The organism is Massilia hydrophila, from assembly GCF_020208145.1.
In the GTDB taxonomy this organism is placed as follows: Bacteria; Pseudomonadota; Gammaproteobacteria; order Burkholderiales; family Burkholderiaceae_D; genus Telluria; species Telluria hydrophila.
Window position 1 is genome coordinate 407,273 of the sequence record NZ_JAHYBX010000002.1, and the last position, 20,861, is coordinate 428,133.

Annotated in this window: 29 protein-coding genes and 1 tRNA gene; 20 read left to right on the forward strand and 10 right to left on the reverse strand. The window is 64.3% G+C overall.

Features of this window, described 5'->3' with window-relative positions; all coding sequences use genetic code 11:
• Positions 1-130 precede the first annotated feature (130 nt).
• A complete protein-coding gene (gene rpsJ / locus LE190_RS08910) occupies positions 131-448 on the forward strand; it encodes a 30S ribosomal protein S10 (RefSeq protein WP_005663509.1) in 318 nt (105 codons plus the stop codon).
• Between the two features lie 192 nt (positions 449-640).
• On the opposite strand, the gene LE190_RS08915 is transcribed toward rpsJ, so the two are convergent.
• The 10 genes from LE190_RS08915 to ggpS all read right to left on the reverse strand — a co-directional run bounded on the left by LE190_RS08915 (position 641) and on the right by ggpS (position 11,717).
• Positions 641-1,141, reverse strand: a complete 501-nt coding sequence (locus tag LE190_RS08915; protein ID WP_225238375.1) for a PEP-CTERM sorting domain-containing protein — start codon at positions 1,139-1,141, stop codon at positions 641-643.
• 177 nt (positions 1,142-1,318) lie between these two features.
• Entirely contained in the window at positions 1,319-2,572 is a 1,254-nt protein-coding gene (locus LE190_RS08920; RefSeq protein WP_225238376.1) for a TerD family protein, read from the reverse strand.
• Positions 2,569-3,474, reverse strand: coding sequence for an HpcH/HpaI aldolase/citrate lyase family protein (locus tag LE190_RS08925; protein ID WP_225238377.1), 906 nt, complete (start codon positions 3,472-3,474; stop codon positions 2,569-2,571). The genes LE190_RS08920 and LE190_RS08925 overlap by 4 nt, the downstream gene beginning before the upstream one ends.
• On the reverse strand, positions 3,467-4,543 hold the full coding sequence (locus LE190_RS08930) for a cysteine protease StiP family protein (protein WP_225238378.1): 1,077 nt from the start codon (positions 4,541-4,543) through the stop codon (positions 3,467-3,469). The genes LE190_RS08925 and LE190_RS08930 overlap by 8 nt, the downstream gene beginning before the upstream one ends.
• Entirely contained in the window at positions 4,540-5,292 is a 753-nt protein-coding gene (locus LE190_RS08935) for an HAD family hydrolase (protein WP_225238379.1), read from the reverse strand. The genes LE190_RS08930 and LE190_RS08935 overlap by 4 nt, the downstream gene beginning before the upstream one ends.
• Complete coding sequence (locus LE190_RS08940) at positions 5,270-6,454, reverse strand: phosphoribosyltransferase domain-containing protein (protein WP_225238380.1); 1,185 nt, start codon at positions 6,452-6,454, stop codon at positions 5,270-5,272. The genes LE190_RS08935 and LE190_RS08940 overlap by 23 nt, the downstream gene beginning before the upstream one ends.
• Positions 6,451-7,470, reverse strand: coding sequence for an ATP-grasp domain-containing protein (locus LE190_RS08945; protein ID WP_225238381.1), 1,020 nt, complete (start codon positions 7,468-7,470; stop codon positions 6,451-6,453). Before LE190_RS08945 ends, LE190_RS08940 begins: the two co-directional genes overlap by 4 nt.
• A 93-nt stretch (positions 7,471-7,563) precedes the next feature.
• A complete protein-coding gene (locus LE190_RS08950; protein WP_225238382.1) occupies positions 7,564-8,139 on the reverse strand; it encodes a TerD family protein in 576 nt (191 codons plus the stop codon).
• Positions 8,140-8,289: 150 nt separating this feature from the next.
• A complete protein-coding gene (locus LE190_RS08955; RefSeq protein ID WP_225238383.1) occupies positions 8,290-9,384 on the reverse strand; it encodes a mechanosensitive ion channel family protein in 1,095 nt (364 codons plus the stop codon).
• A gap of 14 nt (positions 9,385-9,398) precedes the next feature.
• Entirely contained in the window at positions 9,399-11,717 is a 2,319-nt protein-coding gene (ggpS, locus tag LE190_RS08960; RefSeq protein ID WP_225238384.1) for a glucosylglycerol-phosphate synthase, read from the reverse strand.
• 382 nt (positions 11,718-12,099) lie between these two features.
• Between ggpS and LE190_RS08965 the strand changes: the two genes are divergently transcribed.
• From LE190_RS08965 to rpsE, 19 genes are all read left to right on the forward strand, one after another.
• A tRNA-Val gene (locus LE190_RS08965) sits at positions 12,100-12,176 on the forward strand.
• A gap of 277 nt (positions 12,177-12,453) precedes the next feature.
• Positions 12,454-13,110 (forward strand): 50S ribosomal protein L3, encoded by a 657-nt coding sequence (rplC, locus tag LE190_RS08970; RefSeq protein ID WP_159698345.1) that lies wholly within the window; start codon positions 12,454-12,456, stop codon positions 13,108-13,110.
• A gap of 2 nt (positions 13,111-13,112) precedes the next feature.
• The gene (gene rplD, locus LE190_RS08975) at positions 13,113-13,733 is read left to right on the forward strand and encodes a 50S ribosomal protein L4 (RefSeq protein WP_036208965.1); all 621 of its coding nucleotides are present in this window, start codon (positions 13,113-13,115) and stop codon (positions 13,731-13,733) included.
• Entirely contained in the window at positions 13,730-14,047 is a 318-nt protein-coding gene (gene rplW / locus LE190_RS08980) for a 50S ribosomal protein L23 (protein ID WP_027867259.1), read from the forward strand. The genes rplD and rplW overlap by 4 nt, the downstream gene beginning before the upstream one ends.
• Entirely contained in the window at positions 14,047-14,874 is an 828-nt protein-coding gene (gene rplB / locus LE190_RS08985) for a 50S ribosomal protein L2 (protein ID WP_225238385.1), read from the forward strand. Before rplW ends, rplB begins: the two co-directional genes overlap by 1 nt.
• Positions 14,875-14,884: 10 nt before the next feature.
• Positions 14,885-15,160 carry a 30S ribosomal protein S19 gene (gene rpsS / locus LE190_RS08990; protein ID WP_005663463.1) on the forward strand — a complete coding sequence of 92 codons (276 nt, stop codon included), beginning with the start codon at positions 14,885-14,887 and terminating at the stop codon, positions 15,158-15,160.
• Positions 15,157-15,489, forward strand: a complete 333-nt coding sequence (gene rplV, locus LE190_RS08995; protein WP_171085678.1) for a 50S ribosomal protein L22 — start codon at positions 15,157-15,159, stop codon at positions 15,487-15,489. Before rpsS ends, rplV begins: the two co-directional genes overlap by 4 nt.
• Before the next feature lie 11 nt (positions 15,490-15,500).
• Positions 15,501-16,331, forward strand: a complete 831-nt coding sequence (rpsC, locus tag LE190_RS09000; RefSeq protein ID WP_225238386.1) for a 30S ribosomal protein S3 — start codon at positions 15,501-15,503, stop codon at positions 16,329-16,331.
• Between the two features lie 2 nt (positions 16,332-16,333).
• Positions 16,334-16,753 carry a 50S ribosomal protein L16 gene (gene rplP / locus LE190_RS09005; protein ID WP_005663456.1) on the forward strand — a complete coding sequence of 140 codons (420 nt, stop codon included), beginning with the start codon at positions 16,334-16,336 and terminating at the stop codon, positions 16,751-16,753.
• Between the two features lie 12 nt (positions 16,754-16,765).
• Positions 16,766-16,957 (forward strand): 50S ribosomal protein L29, encoded by a 192-nt coding sequence (rpmC, locus tag LE190_RS09010; RefSeq protein ID WP_027867254.1) that lies wholly within the window; start codon positions 16,766-16,768, stop codon positions 16,955-16,957.
• Positions 16,954-17,226, forward strand: coding sequence for a 30S ribosomal protein S17 (gene rpsQ, locus LE190_RS09015; protein WP_036246286.1), 273 nt, complete (start codon positions 16,954-16,956; stop codon positions 17,224-17,226). Before rpmC ends, rpsQ begins: the two co-directional genes overlap by 4 nt.
• Before the next feature lie 225 nt (positions 17,227-17,451).
• Positions 17,452-17,820: a 50S ribosomal protein L14 gene (gene rplN / locus LE190_RS09020; protein ID WP_005663451.1), complete on the forward strand. Its 369-nt coding sequence runs from the start codon at positions 17,452-17,454 to the stop codon at positions 17,818-17,820.
• Between the two features lie 9 nt (positions 17,821-17,829).
• Positions 17,830-18,144 carry a 50S ribosomal protein L24 gene (gene rplX, locus LE190_RS09025; protein WP_027867252.1) on the forward strand — a complete coding sequence of 105 codons (315 nt, stop codon included), beginning with the start codon at positions 17,830-17,832 and terminating at the stop codon, positions 18,142-18,144.
• Between the two features lie 5 nt (positions 18,145-18,149).
• Positions 18,150-18,689, forward strand: coding sequence for a 50S ribosomal protein L5 (rplE, locus tag LE190_RS09030; protein WP_224946781.1), 540 nt, complete (start codon positions 18,150-18,152; stop codon positions 18,687-18,689).
• A gap of 4 nt (positions 18,690-18,693) precedes the next feature.
• Positions 18,694-18,999 carry a 30S ribosomal protein S14 gene (gene rpsN / locus LE190_RS09035; RefSeq protein ID WP_159698324.1) on the forward strand — a complete coding sequence of 102 codons (306 nt, stop codon included), beginning with the start codon at positions 18,694-18,696 and terminating at the stop codon, positions 18,997-18,999.
• Positions 19,000-19,013: 14 nt separating this feature from the next.
• Positions 19,014-19,409, forward strand: a complete 396-nt coding sequence (gene rpsH, locus LE190_RS09040; RefSeq protein WP_224946782.1) for a 30S ribosomal protein S8 — start codon at positions 19,014-19,016, stop codon at positions 19,407-19,409.
• 9 nt (positions 19,410-19,418) lie between these two features.
• Entirely contained in the window at positions 19,419-19,952 is a 534-nt protein-coding gene (gene rplF, locus LE190_RS09045) for a 50S ribosomal protein L6 (RefSeq protein ID WP_224946783.1), read from the forward strand.
• An 11-nt stretch (positions 19,953-19,963) separates the two neighbouring features.
• Positions 19,964-20,326: a 50S ribosomal protein L18 gene (gene rplR, locus LE190_RS09050; RefSeq protein ID WP_005663438.1), complete on the forward strand. Its 363-nt coding sequence runs from the start codon at positions 19,964-19,966 to the stop codon at positions 20,324-20,326.
• Positions 20,327-20,338: 12 nt separating this feature from the next.
• Positions 20,339-20,857, forward strand: a complete 519-nt coding sequence (gene rpsE / locus LE190_RS09055; RefSeq protein WP_224946784.1) for a 30S ribosomal protein S5 — start codon at positions 20,339-20,341, stop codon at positions 20,855-20,857.
• Positions 20,858-20,861: the final 4 nt, after the last annotated feature.

A 20,861-nucleotide genomic window follows, 5' to 3' on the forward strand; every position in this document is an offset into this window, starting at 1 on the left:
GACAGACTTTTTAGTCTGTCCCCATCTTTATGAGAGGGAACGATGTTATACTCCCGCCTCTTGAGCAGTACCGAAGCACCTTTCACACATTGCCGGCACCAAGCCGGAACGTTCTTTTAAAGGAAATAGCATGTCCGCTCCGAACCAGAAAATCCGCATCCGCCTGAAAGCCTTCGACTACAAGCTGATCGACCAGTCTGCCCTGGAAATCGTCGACACCGCCAAGCGCACCGGCGCAGTGGTCAAGGGCCCGGTCCCGCTGCCGACCCGTATCCAGCGTTTCGACGTCCTGCGTTCGCCGCACGTCAACAAGACCTCGCGCGACCAGTTCGAAATCCGCACCCACCAGCGCCTGATGGACATCGTGGATCCGACCGACAAGACCGTTGACGCGCTGATGAAGCTCGACCTGCCGGCTGGCGTCGACGTCGAAATCAAGCTGCAGTAATCGTGTTATCCGCTGGCGGAGTGATCCGCCGCGGTAGCAGGGGCCGGGAGTTCGCAAGGACTCCCGGCCCTTGTCGTTTCCGCCCAGGCAACCGTGCTGCTTCCTGCGGCCAGCGAATCACTCCTGCCGAGCAATGACTGCTGGTAGCGCCCCAAAAAAAAAAGAGCGCCGAAGCGCTGTTTTCCGGGGTGATCAGTTCTTCTTGCGGCGGCGCGCGGCGCCCAGGCCGGCCATCGCGAGACCCATCAGCGCCAGGCTGCCCGGTTCCGGCACGGCAGCCGCATCCACGTTCAGGTTGGGGGCCGTGACGGTGAAGACCACACCGTTGTCCACATTGGCGGTGCGGAAGCCGACCGAGGTGATCTGGGTGGACTTGTTGCTACCTGCAGCTTTCACCTTCGTGTCGGCGTGGACGTGCGCGCCGGTCAAGCTCAGCATCTCGGACTGGCTCGGATTCAGCCAGGCATCCAGGTTGTCGTAGTAGGCGCTGCCTTCGCTCTTGTAGAGGTACGCGAAGATCCGGTATTCCTTGCCGTCTTCGAGGTCGCTGCCTTTCAGGAAAACGCCGCTGGTACCGCCCAGGCGCACAAACACGTCGTCGGTGCAGGTGCCGTCGCCGCAGTTGGCCTTGACGCCAACACTCGCGTCGTTCGAGCTGTTGAACCAGAAGCCCAGGAAATCATTGTCCTCCAACTCATCCTTGGCCTTCTTCGACTTGGTCGGCGTGAAACTGAACGTGAAATCGATGCTGATGCCATCGGTATCTGCCTTCGGCAGCGTATAGGTCGCCGAGTTTGAACTGTTACCGGCATACTTCTTGGCGAAACCCGGCAGGACGACAACGCACTGGCAAGCCAGCGCGTTGCCCGGTCAACCCTTGGTTCCCGTCTTCCAGCGCATGCCGAAGCCGAAATGGCGGTCCATCAGTTCGTGCGCGCTGGTGCCGCCCTGCTGCTGGAAGTACTCGGCCAGCTTGGTGACCTGCAGGCTACCGTTGCGGTTCTCGATCAGCGCGATCGCGCACATGATCTGGTTACCGCCGCCGTCCAGCCGCACTTCGATCGGCGCCTGGCCGGGCGCGGCGATGGTCACCACGCCATCGGTTGCCGACCAGTTGGGCACGCCTTCGTAGATGAACGAAAAGATCAGGGCGCGCCGGATCTGGTCGAAGCGCTCGCCGTTGATGTACAGGTTCTCGCCGCCGGCCGCGGCGCCAGTGCGGTCATCTGCGTCGAGCCGGATGTAGGGTTCGCGCTCGAAGTCGCCCCAGGCATTGCCGAGCGCCTGCACCAGGCCGCGCCGGCCGTCGGCCAGTTCGTACATGCAGCCGAGGTCGAGGTCGATGCCGCCGCGGCCCTTACGCGCCCCGCCACCCATGCCGCCCATGCCGCCCATCAGCTTGTCGAAGAAACCGGTTTTCGCAGGCTGTTGCGGCGGCGCCGCCGTGGCCGACTGGTTCCAGTTCAGGTTGACGTGGATGCGCCCGAAGCCGCCGCCGGCGCGCTTGTCGAGCGAGACCTTGTCGCCACGCTTTTCCAGCGTGACTTTCGACAGCGAGACCTTCGGGCCCGGGGCCGGGGCAGGAGCGGCAGGAGCGGCCGCCGGCGCGGCAGGCGCCGCCTCGGTACCGCCGAAGTGCGCGAGTAGCGCCGACAGGCCCCCATTGAAGCCCTGGCCGACGGCGCCGAAGCGCCAGCTGCCGTCACGCCGGTACAGTTCCGCCACGATGACAGCCTTCTCGTCGCCGAAGTCGGCGCCCGACCACGGGAAGCGCACCGCATTGCCGAGGTTCAGGGCGCAGGCGCCGAGCGCGCGCATGGTTTGCGCGCCGTCGATCGCTGCCACGAACACCAGCTTCGCGATCGTCGCCGGCAGGGCGTCGAGATTCACGGCGAAACGGGCCAGCGCGCCGCTCAGCTCCAGCCGCACCGCGCCTTCCGGGGTGGCCAGCTGGTTGTAAAAGACCATGTAGCGCTCGTCCGACAGCTTGTCCGCCGCATCCAGGCCGAAGCAGGAGACGTCGACCGACATGCCGGGCGCGGCGATGTCCAGCTCCACGATGAAGGCGCTGCCGCAGCCAAGGTCGGCCAATTTGCCCTTCTGGCCACGCGAAAACAGGTTCATGAGGGTTCTCCTTCCATCGAACGGGATCCAAAACGGTGGGATTGCTCCACCAGACGCTCGGCCCAGGCGCGGTGGGTGGCCACTTCGCACATCGCGTCATCCATGCGGAACACGGCGGGACTGGCTTCGTCCAGGATGGCGCGCGCCACCGCCAGGTCCTGCGGCCGCACCTGGTAGTGGCGCTCGATCGGTTCGACCTGGGTCGGGTGGATCGCGGTCTTGCCGACCATGCCGTGGGCCAGGTCTTCCAGCACCTCCTGGTCGAGCAGTTCCGGCAGGTCGAGGTATTCGAACACCGGCGCCGTCAGCGCGAAGCCATAGGGGCGGAAGGTGGTGACCAGGCGCGCGATCACCTGGCCCAGCGGGGTGCGGTAGATGGTCATGCCGCGCGGCCGGCGCAGGCCCAGCAGGGCCAGCAGGTCGTTGCCGCCGATGCGCAGGGCCAGGATGCGGTGGCGCACGCCGGGCGCCTCGAACACCGCACGCAGCTGCTGCATCTCGCCGTCGCTGAAGACCTCGGCCGTTTCCAGCGTCGGCATCAGGACGTGGCCCGTATCGCGCACCAGGCGGAAATAGGTGTCGAAATTGTGGCGCGTGATCTTCGGCAGCACGAAGCCGGCCAGCTTCTCCACGCCGGGCATGGCCAGTACGCGGGCCAGCACTTCCGGGTTGCGTACCCGCACGAAGCGCTCGACGGCGGCGTCGGCGCGCATGTTGGCCAGCACCACCGACAGGTTGAACAGCGACCAGCTCAGTTCGCGCTCGGCGATGGCGTCTTCCAGGCAGAAGATGAGCGAGCGCGCGCCGGGCAGCTTGTCGCCATTGGCGATGCTGGCCAGGTCCTTGTGGTTGGCCGGCACGTAGAGCGACGCGCCGAGCGACTGGTTTGCCAGCTTAAGCATCCGATGCACTCCTGATCAGGGAAACGGCATGATAGGGCAGCTCCGGGTCGATGACGACCGGAACCTGTTTTTCCTGCGCCAGCAGCTCGAGGTGCGCCACCTCGGCGTGGCCGGCCCGGCGCAGCACCAGCAGGCGCGGCACGCGGCGCAGCAGCACGCGGGTAGCTTCGCCGATGCCGGGCTTGACCAGGTTCACGTCCTGGATGCCATGGCGCGCCAGCGCCACCTCCAGGTAGCCGCGCGAGCGTGCGGCCGCGGCGCGGGCGTCGAGCGGCTGCGCGTCCGGGACCGCGGCGGGCGCCAGCGCCACCAGCGCATCGACGAAACGCTGCGACTGGTCGTGCGGGGCGAACTGTTCGTAGAACACGCAGCCGTGGAAGTCGTCCGGGCCGATGCGTTCGTCCAGCACCGTGCGGCTGACCAGGCCCGACACCGTGGCATTCAGGATGCTCGACGGGATCAGGTAATCCTCGCCTGACGCCGCGCAGGCCGCCGCGCCGGCCAGGTCGGACAGCACGTACAGGCCGTGGTCGATGCAGGTGTCCTGCGCCGCGTTGAAGGCGGACACCGAGCGCGCCAGTTCGCGCGCGATCACGCCCTTGCCGGTCCAGCCGTCCACGAACACGATCGATGCCGGCGCGTGGCCGCTGGCCAGGATGTGGCGCAGCGCCGCCGCGTCGATGCCGCGGTCGCGCACGATCGACACCGAATAGTGCACCGCCTGCCGTCCGAAGGTTTCGCGCAGCAGGCGCCCCACCACCACGCCCACCGGGGTGCCTGCACGCGCCAGCGAGACCAGGGTGATCGGGCCGTCGCGGCGATCGGCGATCAGCGCCGCCAGCCGCAGGCAGTCGGCCGCCATGCGCGCATTGTTGGCGCGGCAGGCCTGCTCGAACAGGTCCATGTAGCGCTGCGAGGGCACCGCTTCGGGCGACAGCATCTGGCTGTAGTGGCGCTGGCCGGACTGGATCAGGCGTTCCTTGGCGGCGACGTCGGTGAAAGCCTGGGCCTGCAGGCGGGTCAGCAGGAAGTCCACTTCGCCGTTGCGGTAGCTGCCGGCGAAGCTCATAGCGCCTCCACCGTCAGGCGCGCCAGCTGGGTGGCGCGCGGCACGATGGCGTAGTCGCAGGCCGCCATGAAGCGCGCATCGGAGCGGCTGTCGCCCATGCCGAAGGTGACGATGTCGCCGTGCTCGGCGCGCAGCTTGTGCGTGACGTGGGCCACGGCGTTGGCCTTGTCGAGCGCCTTCGGCAGGATCGCCAGGTTGTTGCCGTTGCGGTGCACGGCGTAATCGCGGTCGCCGGCCGCGATCCAGGGCCGCACCACCTCGTCCTCGATCGGCGCCAGCCGCGCGTGCTGCTTGTCCGGGTCCTTCACCACCAGGAAGAAGGGGGTCGCGAAGTCCTCGATCATGCGCGCGCGGCCGCCGAAACCGGTGGCCGCGGCATAAGCGTCGATGTGGCGCGCCAGCTCTTCCAGGCCCGGCAGGGCGGCATGCATGGCGGCGCGCATGTCTTCCAGCCAGGGCTGGTCGGGGACGCCGCCCGGCTCCAGCACCACGCCGCCATAGTTGATGATGGCGTAGCTGTCGAACGGCAGGTGCACGCGGCGCAGGCCGTCGTGGTCGCGCGCGGTGGTCGGGATCACCGTCATCCCGTCCTGCACGAAGCCGAGAAAGGCGCGCTGGGCGCGCGTGGTGTACGAACAGATGCTGCCGTCCTTGTAATAGGCGGCCGGTTCGAGGTGCGCGCGCGGCGCGCATTTCTCGAAGGTCTGGAACAGGGTATCGTCCAGGTCAGCGAACAGGAACTTCTTCAACGTCGGTCTCGGACTGGAAGTGGAACAGGCGCGCGCCGAGCTGGCCGGCGAAGGCGCGCAAGGCGGCATTCGGTGCGGTCTCGTGGCAGACCAGCACGTGGTCGTACTGGCCGGGCGCGATGTTGTAGATGAAATTGGGCACGCCTTCGCCGTAGTTGTCGGGGAAGGACAGGGCATGGTCGACCGCGCCCCAGGTGAGGATGGGCGAGCGCGTGCTCGACTGCACGCGCACGTCCAGGCCGCGGTTTTCCAGCGCCCGGCCGAGCAGCAATGCCGCGTGCATGAATTCACCCGTACCCAGCACGGCGACGCGCGCGCCAAGGGTGAATTCGCCCGCCAGCCTGGCCGCCAGTTCCGTCGGAGCGCGCAGTGTGGCGCGCAGCCCGAGGCGCCCGAAGGCGGGGCTGGCGCCGCGGTCGGCGTCCGGGTCGAAACGCTGGGCCATACCGGCAGGGGCCACGTAGTCGGCCGGCGCGAAGCGGTACTCTCCGCTGACCAGGGCGCCCATGCTCACGGGCAGGCCAAAACGCGCGGCCAGGCCTGCGGTGGCGGCGCGTCCCATGAAATTGGTGATCGTGGCCAGGTGCACGCGCGCGATGCCCGGATTCAGGCGGCGGCAGGCATCGGTCAGGTTCAGGAAGGTATTGCCGGTGCTGGCTTCGTCGTCGACCAGCACCAGCGTGCGTGCGCCCAGCAACAGCGCGCGCAGCGCCGGATCCTCGGGCAGGTGCAGGAACTGGCGCGGCGCGTGGCTGTGCGCTTCCTCGAATTCGATCAGCGGCCCGCTGCCCACGCGGTAGCGCGTGGTGTGGATGAACAGCGCCTCACGGCCCGGATGCGCGCGCAGCCAGGCCTCGAACACACCCTGGCCCAGGCCGATCGCGGTTTCGGCCATCGCGATGAAGACCAGCGGGCCTTCGTCTTCCGGCACGGTGGCGGCCAGGCGCTCGTGGACGGCGAGCATGGCGGCCGGCCTGGCCGGCCAGTGCTTGCCCAGCACCTTGCTCAGGAACAGGAAGCCGCGCTTGGCATTGGCGCGCGCGGCGAAACCGAGCAGGTCGTCGGCTTCTGCGGCGCCGTCGTCGAGGGTGAGCTCGAGCAGGCCGGTGGGCAGCGCTACGCTGCGCCGGGCCAGCAGGGCCGGGTCGGACGTGGCGTTCATGGCAACTCCAGCGCGTCGGCCACTTCGGCCACCCGCATGCCGTTGGCGACCGGCGGCACCTCGACCGTGTCGAAGCCGTCGGCGAAGCCCTTCAGCGCGATCCAGGGCAGGTTCGGCCCGGCCGCGCAGGCCATGCCGATGCCGCCCGACATGCGCGGGTTGATTTCCAGCAGGCGCGGTGTACCGTTCGCTTCGCGGAACTGCACGTTGAACACACCGTTCAGGCCATGATCGGCGGCGAGCTGCGTGGTGGCCTCGATGATCTCGGGCCGCATGTCGATCAGCTGGCCGGCGCCGGCCTGGCCCAGCTTGCGGCGCGCTACCGCCGCCACCAGGCGGCCCGCGTCGCCGACGCAGTCGACGCTGTACTCGTGGCCCTCGAGGAATTCCATCAGCAGCATGGTGCGGAACTCGCCGAGTTCGGCCAGGCCGCGGCGCAGGTCGTGGTAGCCGATGTGGTATTCGATCCCGCCCAGCAGCAGGGCGGCGCTGCTGCGCTCCTCGTCGACCACGGCAAAGCCGATGCCGTAGATGCCGTGCGAGGGCTTGATGCATAGTTTCGCATGGCGCGGGCGCAGCTCGGCCCAGGCGGCGTCGAAGCCGGCCAGGTCCTCGAAGCGGCGGAACTCGGCCACCGGCGCCTGCGGCAGCCGGGTTTCGGCATAGAAGCCGGCCTTGTCGTGGATGAGCTGTAGCCGGGCCGGCGTGGCGGCGCTCAGCACGCGCGTGCCGATCTCCAGGAAGCGCGCGTGGTGGGCCGCCAGCGCGGTCGCCTCACGGCCCGGCACGAAGATGTCGATGCGCTGGGCGCGGCAGAATTCCAGGCACCAGTCGACGTAGGCCGCCGACTCGAGCCCGACCGGTTCGCGGTGGAATTCGTGGGCCAGCAGCGCGGCCGGCGTATGGCGGTTGGCATTGCTGTGGATGATGGTGAAGCGGCCGGCCGTATCGGCGGCGCGCACCAGCCGGATCGCGGCGTAGACGGACGAGAAGGTCCTGTTGTACCAGACGCGCATGGGCTCTTTCAAGACAGGTGGACAAACGCCCGCCGGAAGGGCGGGCGCGGTAATGCAGGCGGCTGGCGCCGCTCTTTGTAGAAACCGGGATGCTTAGACGTTGACGCCGAACGAGCGGGCCAGCGGACCCAGGCCGCCCTTGAAGCCCTGGCCAACCGCGCGGAACTTCCATTCGCCGCCATGGCGGTACAGTTCACCGAAGATCATCGCGGTCTCGGTCGAGCTGTCCTCGGACAGGTCGTAGCGCGCGATCTCGGCTTCGCCGTTACCGTTCAGGCAGCGGATGTAGGCCTTGGCGATCATGCCGAAATTCTGGCGGCGCGCATCGGCGTCGTGGATGGTGACGCAGAACGAGATCTTCTCGATGTCGGCCGGCACGCGCGACAGGTCGACCGCGATCTTCTCGTCGTCGCCATCGCCCTGGCCGGTGGTGTTGTCGCCGGCGTGGACCACCGAGCCGTCGGTCGACTTCAGGTTGTTGTAGAAGATGAAGTCGCTGTCGCCGCGCACCTTGGCATCCGCCTTGAGCATGAAGGCGCTGCCGTCGAGGTCGAAGGCCGCGCCATCGGTGGCGCGTGGGTCCCAGCCCAGGCCGATGATGACCTTGGTCAGGCCGGGGGCTTCCTTGCTCAGGTTGACGTTGCCGCCTTTTTGCAGACTGATTGCCATATGAACTCCTATGAAAGGTCAGGGTGGATCGGCCAGCCTCGTACCGCGAAGGGCACGCAGGCCGGCGGACGTACATTATCCGATTGTACACGCTACGGATTTCACAATGTTCACTCTCTCGCGTGTTTGTATGTCACGCTGGCAGCGCGTTTACGCGGCTTCGCGCTTGTCGGGCGCCACTTGGTCCACCAGCGGCTGGCTGCTGGCCGTGTCCAGGCGCACCTGGTGGGCCGGCAGCGCCAGGCGCACGCCCTGCTGGCCCAGCATGGCCACGATGCCCAGGTAGATTTCCTGCTGCACGTCCATGTAGACGCGGTAGTCGGCGCTGTTCACGTAGTACACCACTTCGAAGGTATAGGCCGGCGCCGCGAGCGAGCCCAGGTGCGCGCGGTCGAAGCGCACCTGCGGCTGGGCCGTGACGATCGCTTCGAGCAGGCCGGGCAGGGCGCGCAGGGTGGGCTCGGGCGTGTCGTAGGTGACCGCGATCCGGAACACCACGCGCCGTTCTTCCATGCGGCGCAGGTTGCGGATCCGGCTCTTGAGCAGGTCGGCATTCGAGAACACGATCTGCTCGCCGTCCAGGCTGCGCACGCGGGTGGTCTTCAGGCCGATGCGTTCGACCGTGCCCAGCATGCTGTCGACGATGATGAAGTCGCCCGCCACGAAGGGCTTGTCGACCACGATCGAGAGCGAGGCGAACAGGTCGCCCAGGATGCTCTGCACCGCCAGCGCCAGCGCGATGCCGCCGATACCGAGGCTGGCCACCAGCGTGGTGATGTTGACGCCCAGGTTATCGAGGATCATCAGGCCCACGACCGACCACAGCGCCACCCGGCCCAGGTAGGCGATCGCCACCGAGGTGGTGACGCGGTCGGGATCGGCCACCTGCCGGGCGCGGGCGGCGGCCAGCCAGGCCCGCACCGCATGGTCGCCCCAGATCGCGCACTGGGCGAGCACCGCGGCGATCGCCACGCGGCCCACCAGGAGCTGCGCGCGTTCGGACAGCGTGAGCAGGCTGGCGCCGGCGTACAGGCCGATCACGACCAGCACCGCCAGCCGGGTTGCCGACAACGCGGCCAGCGCCACGGCGGCCGGGCGCGCAGTTTCCGGCGCCGCGGCGACGTAGGCCCGCAGGCGCCGTAGCAGGATCGATTTCAGCGTATCGAGGCCAACCGCGACGATGGCCGCCAGTGCCAGCGCCACCAGCCAGTCGCCCAAGGGGTTGGCGAGGAAAATGGTGTTCATGCGTGTTCCTTTCTTCAGGCGGCCGAACGTTCGTCGCAGGCGGGCGCGTCCTGCGGCGCCAGTGCGGCCAGGAAGCCGTCGCCCCAGCGCGTGACGTCGTGTTCGTCCACGATCATCGCCAGCCGCCCGGCGCGGTAGGCGACTTCGTCCTCGCCCATGCTCAGCGCCTGGTACAGGGTCTCGCTCATGGCGTTGGCGTCGTAGGGATTGACCAGCAAGGCGCCATGCAGCTCCACTGCGGCGCCGGCGAATTCGGACAGGATCAGTACCCCGGGCCGTCCCACCGCAGCGCGGGTGGCGACATACTCCTTGGCCACCAGGTTGAGGCCGTCGCGCAGGGGCGTGATCCAGGCGATGCCGCAGGCGGCGTAGTGGGCTACCACGTCCTCGAAGGGCAGCGAACGGTAGAAGTAACGCACCGGGACCCAGTCGAGCGTCGAGAAGCGGCCGTTGATGCGGCCCACGGTGCGGTCGAGTTCCTCGCGCAGGCTGTCGTAGATCTCCATGCCGCTGGCGGCCGGCGTGACGATGTTCAGCAGCGTCACCTTGCCCAGCAGTTCCGGATGGCGTTCCAGCATGCGCTCGTAGGCCTGCAGCTTCTCCAGCGAGCCCTTCACATAGTCGAGGCGCTCGATCGAGACGATCCCGGTCCTGCCTTCCAGCAGGCCGTCGAGTTCGGCCAGCTGGCGCTGTACCTCGCCCCCGTCGAGCAGGCGCCGGATCAGCTTGACGTCGGTGCCGACCGGGTGGGCGCCCAGCGCCACCCGGCGTCCGCCGACCTCGATCGCGGTGGTCATGCGGTCGACCCCGAGCGCGCAGCCATAGGTGAGGAAGCGCGGCGCGCACGGGACGCTGCCGGCTACGTCCACCGGCGCGAACGAGCGTACCGCATCGACGAAGTTCTCGACGTAGCGCGGGATGTGAAAGCCCACGTAGTCGCACTGCAGCAGGCTGCCGATGATGTCGCGTCGCCATGGCAGGATGTTGAACACGTCGCTCGAGGGGAAGGCGGTGTGGTGGAAGAAGGCGATCGTCAGGTCCGGGCGCAGCGGGCGCAGGAAGGCCGGCACCATCCACAGGTTGTAGTCGTGGATCCAGGCGGTGGCGCCGTGGGCGGCCTCGCGCGCGGTCTGCTCGGCGAACAGGCGGTTCACTTCCAGGAAGCGCTCCCAGTGGGCCTGGTGGAATTCGGCCTTGTCGGGGAAGGAGAAGATGATCGGCCAGAAGGCCTCTTTCGAGAACTTCTTGTAGAACAGATCGATGTCCTCGCCGGTGAGGGCGATGCGCGCCGCCTTGAGCTGCGGATAGCGCTGCGGGTCGACCGCCACGTGGGTGTCGAAGCCTTCCGGCGTGCGCGAGGCCTGCTGCGACCAGGCCACCCACGAGCCCTTGCGCCCGCCCGCGAAGAAGTTCAGCAGGGTTGGCATGATGCCGTTCGGGCTCTTCGGGCGGCGCTGCAGCGTGATGCCGTCCACCACCAGTTCGTCGTAGGGCAGGCGGTGGTAGACCATCACCAGGTCGGCGTCACCCATGGCCGGGGGCGCGGGCAGCGCGGCTGCGGCACCGGCCGACATGCCGTGGTGCGCCAGGCCTTCCAGGATGCCGCCGCAGCCTTCGGCCTTGGCCAGGTGCACACGCGGATTGCGGCGTACGCGCTCGACCAGGGCCGGCTCGGAGCCGCCCACGGCCACGCCCCGCAAACCGGCCTCGAACATCGACAGGTCGTTCAGGGTGTCGCCCGCCACCACCACGCTGGCCGGATCGAAGCCAGCGACCGTGACCAGGCGGCGCAGGGCCGCGCCCTTGCCGACGCCGCGCGGCAGCACGTCGAGGTAGCGGCCGGCCGAGAACAGCAGCTCGCAGTCGAGCGCAGCCACCGCCGCGCGCAGTGCCGGCGTGATGGCGTCTTCGGTAGCGAGGAAGGAGCAGCGCCTTTCCTGGGGCACGCTCTGGCGCACCAGTTGCGGAAAGCCGGCCAGGGCGCGCAGCACGGCCTGGCTGCCCGGCCAGTGGGCCGTGAGTTCGTGCTGGATCGGCTCCACCGGGCGCAGCTCGCGATCGACCACGGTGGCACCGACGTCGGCGATGATGTAGTCGGGACGCGGGATGGTCGGATCGCTCAGCAGGGGCATCACGGTTTCCAGGCCGCGCCCGGTGACGAATACGAGGGTGGGACGGGGTGTCTGTTGGGTGCCGGTGGCGCTGAACAGGTCGCGCACGCGGCGCCGCGCCTCGGGCGTACCGGCCAGCAGTGTGCCGTCGAGGTCGGTGGCGAGCACGAGGCAGGCGGGATCGAGGGGGCGGGACCAGCGTTGTGCATCAATGACAGTCATGGTGCATCCTTTTTTGCGATGCGTCCGCGCGCAGGGCTGCGGACCGGGTCGGGGCATGGGGAGGCCGCCAGCGGGCGGACATGCCAGGGAACAGGGCAGGGCGCGGCACAGTTGCCGCAGGCACTGCCGCGCCGGCTGCCGGCGAAGGAAAACATGGGAATGCGGGAGGACTGGCCGGTGGCCGCAACGTGCCATGCACGTCGCCGCCGGCGCCTGTTCCGCAAAATGCATTTGTACAATAACATTTTGAGCGGGCAACGACAACCCGCGATCCGCCAGCCCGTCCGCGCAGGAGCGGCGAGGCTTGCAACCGGGCCGTTCAACACGATCGAAAAAAAGCTATTGCAAAACTGCTGTGCCGCTACGTATAATGCGGCTCCCCGGGCGGTTAGTTCAGCTGGTTAGAATACTTGGTCGACATCCAAGGGGTCGCAGGTTCGAATCCTGCACCGCCCACCAGACTTCCAGATCGCAGGCTCCCAGCAATGGTCGTAGCCTGCAGAGAAAAGGCGCAGCGGTGTGCCTTTTCTGTGCTGACCAGCAGGTCAGATTCCTTGCTCTCTCCAGCTACTGCGGAAAACGCAACAGGCCGAGGTCACCTCGAATTTATCCTGTTGCGCCGTTGCCGTTTGCGCGCTATACTAGCCGGCTTCGGTATGGGCACGTCTTTTTCAGCCCATGCTTTTTTAGTAGTACTAATTAGCCCCGCCCAATCGTAGGTGGGAATGGAGAAAAAATGAGCCTGGGCCTCCTCGGTCGCAAGGTTGGCATGATGCGTATCTTCACGGATGACGGCGATTCGATCCCTGTCACCGTGCTGGACGTGTCCAACAACCGTGTTGCGCAAGTCAAAACCCCTGAAACTGACGGCTACACTGCTGTGCAAGTCGTCTTCGGCCAGCGTCGCGCTTCCCGCGTGAACAAGGCTGCTGCTGGTCACTACGCCAAAGCTGGCGTGGAAGCTGGCACGATGCTGCGTGAATTCATCATCGATTCCGCCAAAGCCGCTGAACTCAAAGCCGGCGACACCATCAATGCTTCGATGTTCGAAGTGGGCCAGAAAATCGACGTGCAAGGCACCTCGATCGGTAAGGGCTACGCCGGTACCATCAAGCGTCACAACTTCGCCTCGGGTCGTCAGACCCACGGTAACTCGCGTTCGCACAACGTTCCTGGCTCCATCGGTATGGCGCAGGATCCGGGCCGCGTGTTCCCAGGCAAGCGCATGACCGGTCACATGGGCGACGTTACCGTCACCACCCAGAACCTGGAAATCGCCCGCATCGACGCTGACCGTCAGCTGCTGCTCGTGAAGGGTGCCGTTCCTGGCGCCAAGAACGGCCAGGTGATCGTCAAGCCGGCTGTCAAAACCAAAGCCAAGAAAGGAGCCTAAGTATGGAACTCCAGCTCCTGAATGAGCAAGGTCAAGCTGGCGCCGGCGTTGCAGCTGCCGACACCGTGTTCGGCCGCGAATACAACGAAGCCCTGATCCACCAGATCGTGGTCGCCTACGCCGCCAACGCGCGCAGCGGCAACCGCAAGCAGAAAGACCGTGAAGAAGTCAGCCACACCACGAAGAAGCCATGGCGCCAGAAGGGCACCGGCCGCGCTCGTGCTGGTATGTCGTCGTCGCCTCTGTGGCGCGGCGGTGGTCGCATCTTCCCGAACACCCCGGACGAGAACTTCTCGCACAAGGTCAACAAGAAGATGTTCCGCGCAGGTATCTGCTCGATCTTCTCGCAGCTGGCCCGCGAAGGCCGTCTGAACGTTGTCGAAAACCTGTCGATCGAAGCTCCGAAGACCAAGCTGCTGTCGCAAAAGCTGCAGGGCATGGGCCTGGAATCGGTCCTGGTGATCACCGACACCATCGATGAAAACCTGGAACTGGCATCGCGTAACCTGCCGAACGTGCTCGTCGTCGAGCCGAAGTCGGCTGACCCGATGTCGCTGGTGTTCTACAAGAAAGTCCTGGTCACCAAAGCTGCTCTGGCCAAGATCGAGGAGATGTACGCATGAGCACCGCTATCAAATTCAGCGAAGAGCGCCTGATGAAGGTGCTGCTGGCTCCGGTTATTTCCGAAAAGGCGACCTTCGTCGCTGAAAAGAACGAACAGATCGTGTTCAAGGTTCTGCCGGATGCAACCAAGCCGGAAATCAAGGCTGCCGTCGAACTGCTGTTCAAGGTCGAAGTGGAATCGGTGCAAACCGTCAACCGCGAAGGCAAGGTCAAGCGTTCGGGCCGTTTCACCGGTCGCCGCAACCACACCAAGCGCGCTTTCGTGGCCCTCAAGCCGGGCCAGGAAATCAATTTTGTCGAGGAGGCTAAATAATGGCACTCGTTAAGATGAAGCCAACCTCCCCAGGCCGTCGCGGCATGGTGAAAGTTGTGACCGAAGGCCTGTACAAAGGCCGTCCGTTCGCAGCCCTGGTTGAGAAGAAATCGAAGACTGCTGGCCGTAACAACAACGGTCACATCACCACCCGCCACATCGGCGGTGGCCACAAGCAGCACTACCGTCTGGTCGACTTCAAGCGCCAGAAGGATGGTATCCCTGCCAAGGTCGAGCGTATCGAATACGACCCGAACCGTACCGCGCACATCGCTCTGCTGTGCTACGCGGACGGCGCCCGTGCGTACATCATCGCTCCGAAGGGCGTCGCTGTCGGCGATACCCTGATGAACGGTTCGGAAGCACCGATCAAGGCCGGTAACTGCCTGCCGATCCGCAACATCCCGGTTGGTACCGTGATGCACTGCGTCGAAATGCTGCCTGGCAAAGGCGCACAGATGGCCCGCACCGCCGGCGCCGCTGTCGTCCTGATGGCCCGCGAAGGCACCTACGCCCAAGTTCGCCTGCGCTCGGGTGAAGTCCGTCGCGTGCACATCGAGTGCCGTGCAACCGTGGGTGAAGTCGGCAACGCCGAACACAGCCTGCGCAAGATCGGTAAAGCCGGTGCGATGCGTTGGCGCGGTGTGCGTCCGACCGTCCGCGGTGTCGTCATGAACCCGATCGACCACCCGCACGGTGGTGGTGAAGGCCGTACGGCAGCGGGTCGTCACCCGGTGTCGCCATGGGGCCAGCAGACCAAGGGCAAGAAGACGCGTTCGAACAAGCGCACTTCGTCGATGATCGTCTCGCGCCGCGGCAAGAAATAAGGGATAAAACATGACTCGTTCATTGAAAAAAGGGCCGTTCATTGACGCCCACCTGGTGAAGAAAGTCGAAGCCGCGCAAGCGACCAAAGACAAGAAGCCAGTCAAAACCTGGTCGCGCCGCTCGACGATCACTCCTGACTTCATCGGTCTGACCATCGCCGTGCACAACGGCAAGGTCCACGTGCCGGTGTACGTGTCGGAGAACATGGTCGGCCACAAGCTCGGCGAATTCGCGCTGACCCGTACGTTCAAGGGCCACGCTGCTGACAAGAAGGCGAAACGATAATGGAAACTAAAGCAATCCTCAAAGGCGTTCGCCTGTCGGAACAAAAGGGCCGCCTGGTGGCTGACCTGATCCGCGGCAAGAAAGTTGACGCAGCACTCAACATTCTGCAGTTCAGCCCGAAGAAGGGCGCGACCATCATCAAGAAGGTTCTCGAGTCGGCAATCGCCAACGCGGAACACAACGATGGCGCCGACATCGACGAACTGAAGGTCGTGCAGATCTACGTTGAAAAGGGCCCGATCCTGAAGCGCTTCACCGCACGTGCGAAGGGCCGCGGCGATCGTATTTCGAAACAATCCTGTCACATCTACGTGACTGTCGGTAACTAAGGGGTCACACGATGGGTCAGAAAATCCACCCAACCGGCTTCCGCCTGGCGGTCACCCGTAACTGGGCGTCGCGCTGGTACGCTGGCAACGGCAACTTCGCCGAGATGCTGAAGGAAGACCTGGAAGCTCGCGCTTTCCTGAAGAAGAAGCTGAAGAACGCTTCGGTCGGCCGCGTCGTCATCGAGCGTCCTGCCAAGAACGCGCGCTTCACGATCTACTCGTCGCGTCCTGGCGTCGTGATCGGCAAGAAGGGCGAAGACATCGAAGTGCTGAAGTCGTCGCTGGCGAAGATCATGGGCGTGCCTGTGCACGTCAATATCGAAGAGATCCGCAAGCCGGAAATCGACTCGCAGCTGATCGCCGATTCGATCGCCCAGCAGCTCGAAAAGCGCATCATGTTCCGCCGCGCCATGAAGCGCGCGATGCAGAACGCCATGCGCCTGGGCGCGGTCGGCATCAAGATCATGTCGTCGGGCCGCCTGAACGGCATCGAGATCGCACGTACCGAATGGTACCGCGAAGGCCGTGTGCCTCTGCACACCCTGCGCGCCGATATCGACTACGGCACCAGCGAAGCATCGACCACCTACGGCATCATCGGCGTCAAGGTCTGGGTCTACAAGGGCGACCGTTCGGTCACCGGCGAAGCCCCAGTCATCGACACCCCGCCGGATGAGAAGAAGCCACGCGGCCCGCGTCGCGACGACGGCAAGCCGTCGCGCGGCCCACGTCCGGCTGGCGCCGGCCGTCCTGGTAATGCAGCACCTACCGTCCGTGCACGTCCGGCTGTCAAGCCTGCCGCTCCGGCCGCCGCTGCGCCAGCTGAGAAAGCAGGAGAATAAGCATGCTGCAACCATCGCGCAGGAAGTATCGTAAAGAGCAGAAAGGCCGTAACACCGGCATTTCGCACACCCGCGGCACCGCGGTCTCGTTCGGCGAGTTCGGCCTGAAGGCAGTTGCCCGCGGCCGTATCACCGCACGCCAGATCGAAGCGGCGCGTCGCGCCATGACCCGTCACATCAAGCGTGGCGGCCGTATCTGGATCCGTATCTTCCCGGACAAGCCGATCTCGAACAAGCCGGCTGAAGTCCGTATGGGTAACGGTAAGGGTAACCCGGAATACTACGTCGCTGAAATCCAGCCAGGCAAAGTCCTGTACGAGATGGATGGCGTCGCAGAAGAACTGGCGCGCGAAGCGTTCCGCCTGGCCGCTGCCAAACTGCCGCTGGCGACCACGTTCGTGGTCCGTCAAGTCGGCCAATAACAGGAGTTGAATATGAAAGCATCGGAACTCCGCGGCAAGGACCAGGAAGCGCTGCAGAAGGAGCTGAATGAGCTGCTGAAGGCCCAGTTCGGCCTGCGCATGCAAATCGCTACCCAGCAGCTGGGCAATACCGCGCAGCTCAAGAAAGTACGTCGCGACATCGCGCGTGTGAAGACTGTGATGAACTCGAAGGAAGCCAAATGAACGACACCACTAAAACGGCGCTGAAGCGTACGCTGGTCGGCAAGGTCGTGTCCGACAAAATGGACAAGACGGTGACCGTCCTGATCGAGCGTCACGTGAAGCACCCGCTGTACGGCAAGATCATCGTGCGTTCGAACAAGTATCACGCGCACGACGAGACCAACCAAGTCAAGGCCGGTGACACGGTCGAGATCACGGAAGGTCGCCCGATCTCGAAGACGAAGGCCTGGACCGTGACCCGTGTTGTGCAGCAAGCACAGGTCATCTAAAGCCTAAAAATTTGTCTTGCGTGGCCCGCTGGTATCTGTGATACTAGCGGGCTTCGTTCATGTGTTGCCGCAGTATTCCTCCGCGGTCCTGCGGCCTGTAACGAATGGAAAGTCCATCACCCAAACATGGGGCTCCAGCAGGGGCGTCATGGCGGGACCAAGACTGACCGCAGGCCCACGGTTTCCGTGGGGTTTTCTACGGCTTAAGTTGGGAAAGAAAATATCATGATTCAAACCGAAAGCCGGCTCGAAGTAGCCGACAACACCGGTGCCAAGGAAGTTCTGTGCATCAAGGTGTTGGGCGGCTCGAAGCGCCGTTATGCGAGCATTGGCGACATCATCAAGGTCACCGTCAAGGTGGCTGCGCCGCGTGGTCGCGTCAAGAAGGGCGAAATTTACAACGCCGTGGTTGTGCGTACCGCTAAAGGTGTGCGCCGCCAGGACGGTTCCCTGGTCAAGTTCGACGGCAATGCCGCCGTCCTGCTGAACGCCAAGCTGGAGCCGATCGGCACCCGTATCTTTGGACCGGTCACGCGCGAACTGCGTACCGAGAAGTTCATGAAGATCGTGTCGCTGGCACCTGAAGTTCTGTAAGGATTCGACATGGATAAAATTCGTAAAAACGACGAAGTCATCGTTCTGGCCGGTAAGGACAAGGGCAAGCGTGGCGTCGTTCAGAAGCGTGTAGACGCTGAACACGTCATCGTTGAAGGCGTCAACGTCGCTAAGAAAGCGACCAAGCCGAACCCGATGACCGGTGTTACTGGTGGTATCGTCGACAAGACTATGCCGATTCACGTGTCGAACGTCGCGCTGTTCAATGCTGCGACCGGCAAGGCAGATCGCGTTGGCTTCAAAGACCAGGACGGTAAAAAAGTCCGCGTCTTCAAGTCGAACGGCGAAGTAGTGAAGGGGTAAGAACAATGGCCCGTCTCCAACAAATTTACAAAGACAAAGTCGTCGCCGAGCTGACCGAGAAATTCGGTTACAAGTCGATCATGGAAGTCCCGCGCCTGACCAAGATCACCCTGAACATGGGTCTGTCGGAAGCAGTCGCTGACAAGAAGATCATCGAGCACGCCACTGGCGACCTGACCAAGATCGCCGGCCAGAAGCCGGTCGTCACCAAGGCGCGCAAGGCAATCGCAGGTTTCAAGATCCGCGAAGGCTACCCGATCGGTACCATGGTCACCCTGCGTGGCAACCGCATGTACGAATTCCTGGACCGCTTCATCACCGTGGCACTGCCGCGCGTGCGTGACTTCCGCGGTGTCAATGGCAAATCGTTCGACGGTCGTGGCAACTACAACATCGGTGTCAAGGAACAGATCATTTTCCCTGAAATCGACTACGACAAGATCGATGCGCTGCGTGGCATGAACATCTCGATCACGACCACCGCTAAGACCGACGAAGAAGCCAAAGCGCTGCTCGCCGCCTTCAAATTCCCGTTCAGGAACTAAGAGCATGGCAAAACTTGCACTGATTAACCGCGAACAGAAGCGTGCAGACCTGGTGGAGAAATTCGCCGCAAAGCGTGCAGCTCTGAAAGCGATCATCAACGACCAGTCGAAGTCGGAAGAAGAGCGTTACGAAGCACGCCTGAAACTGCAGGCCCTGCCGCGCAACTCGGCCCCGACCCGCCAGCGTAACCGCTGCGCCATGACCGGCCGCCCACGTGGCACTTTCCGTAAATTCGGTCTTGCCCGCACCAAAGTCCGCGAATTCGCCATGAAAGGCGAAATCCCGGGTATGACCAAAGCCAGCTGGTAATAGGAGAATAAGCAATGAGTATGAGCGATCCTATCGCCGATATGCTGACCCGCATTCGCAACGCACAAACTGTTTCGAAAACCACGGTCGCAATGCCGTCGTCGAAAGTCAAGGTTGCCATTGCCAACGTCCTGAAGGACGAGGGTTACATCGAAGATTTCGCCGTGTCCACCGAAGGTGGCAAGTCGGAACTGAAAATCGGTTTGAAGTATTACACCGGCCGTCCGGTCATCGAGCGCATCGAGCGCGTGTCCCGTCCTGGCCTGCGCGTCTACAAGGGCAAGAACGAAATCCCGTCGGTCATGAACGGCCTGGGCGTGGCAATCGTTTCGACTCCGCAAGGCGTGATGACTGACCGCAAGGCACGTGCTACCGGCGTCGGTGGCGAAGTGCTGTGCTACGTGGCTTAAGGAGTAGACATGTCTCGAGTAGCTAAGATGCCAATCGCCGTCCCGGCAGGTACCGATGTCGCGATCAACGCGTCGTCGATCACCGTCAAGGGCCCGCTCGGCACCCTGACCCAGCCGCTGAACGGCCTGGTCAAAGTGGAAAACAACAATGGCACGCTGACTTTCGACGTGGTGGACGATTCGCGTGAATCGAACGCCATGTCGGGCACCCTGCGCGCCCTGGTCAACAACATGGTTACCGGCGTCACCAAGGGCTTCGAGAAGAAGCTGAACCTGGTCGGCGTGGGCTACAAGGCAGCAGTGCAGGGCAACGCCCTGAACCTGTCGCTGGGCTTCTCGCACCCGGTGCTGCACGCGATGCCGGAAGGCGTCACCGCAGTGACCCCGACCCCGACCGAAATCCTCATCAAGGGTATCGATCGCCAGAAGGTCGGCCAGGTTGCCGCTGAAGTGCGTGCTTACCGCGCTCCTGAGCCTTACAAGGGCAAGGGCGTCCGTTATTCGGACGAAGTGGTGAAGCTTAAAGAAACCAAGAAGAAATAATCGGAGCTGACATGGACAAGAAACAATCGCGTCTGCGTCGCGGACGTCAAACCCGCATCAAGATCGCCCAGCTTGGCGTGAACCGTCTGTCGGTTCACCGCACCAACCTGCACATCTATGCGAACCTGATCAGCCCGGACGCAAAGGTGCTGGTGTCGGCTTCGACGCTGGAAGCAGAAGTGCGCGCCGAACTGGCTGGCAAGACTGGCGCCGGCGGCAACGCTGCCGCTGCTGCCCTGGTCGGCAAGCGCGTCGCCGAGAAGGCACTGAAAGCAGGGATCACCGAGGTCGCTTTCGACCGTTCGGGTTTCCGTTACCACGGCCGTGTCAAAGCGCTGGCAGAAGCTGCCCGCGAAGCCGGTCTGAAGTTCTAAGGAAGAATCGTCATGGCAAAAATGCAAGCGAAAATGCAAAGCGACAAGCCGGATGATGGCATGCGCGAAAAAATGATCGCGATCAACCGCGTGACCAAAGTGGTCAAGGGTGGTCGTATCATGGGTTTTGCAGCGCTGACCGTTGTCGGTGACGGCGATGGCCGCATCGGCATGGGTAAAGGCAAGTCGAAGGAAGTTCCAGTCGGCGTGCAAAAAGCGATGGAAGAAGCCCGCCGCAACCTGATCAAGGTGCCCCTCAAGAACGGTACGCTGCACCACACCGTGACCGGTCGTCACGGCGCCTCGCGCGTCATGATGTCGCCGGCCAAGCCGGGTACCGGCGTGATCGCTGGTGGCGCAATGCGCGCTATCTTCGAGGTGATGGGCGTGACCGACGTGGTCGCCAAGTCGACCGGTTCGTCGAACCCGTACAACCTGGTGCGCGCAACCCTCGACGGCCTGTCGAAAATGAGCACCGCATCCGACATCGCTGCCAAGCGCGGCAAGTCGGTTGAAGACATCCTGGGTTAAGGGG